At 54.3% G+C, this 254-nt stretch carries 1 pseudogene; it reads right to left on the reverse strand.

Annotation, left to right across the window (positions count from 1 at the left end):
- Positions 1 to 53 precede the first annotated feature (53 nt).
- A pseudogene (locus tag F6X42_RS43710) lies at positions 54 to 254 on the reverse strand (hypothetical protein); the annotation flags it as partial.

The following is a 254-nucleotide window of genomic DNA, read 5'->3' on the forward strand; positions in this document are numbered from 1 at the left end:
AAAGGGCAGATGAAATGTCGGGGCGAGACTCCGCTGTCTCCCGCACAGCAGTTCTACTCGCTCGTTTCATAAGCAATCCTCCGCATATCACTGCTGCTTGACCCGTTGACCTTACTGCGACAGAGCCTTTCACTGTCAACATCATCGTCGGGCGAAATGCGGACCAGCCGCGCATGTGCGAAAAATTTCCCAAGGGAGAAATCCGGGGTCGCGTCAATGATCCACCCACGGTATCCGCACTTCATGATTACCTC

The sequence above is a fragment of the Paraburkholderia podalyriae genome (genome assembly GCF_014397785.1).
Taxonomy (GTDB): Bacteria; Pseudomonadota; Gammaproteobacteria; order Burkholderiales; family Burkholderiaceae; genus Paraburkholderia; species Paraburkholderia podalyriae.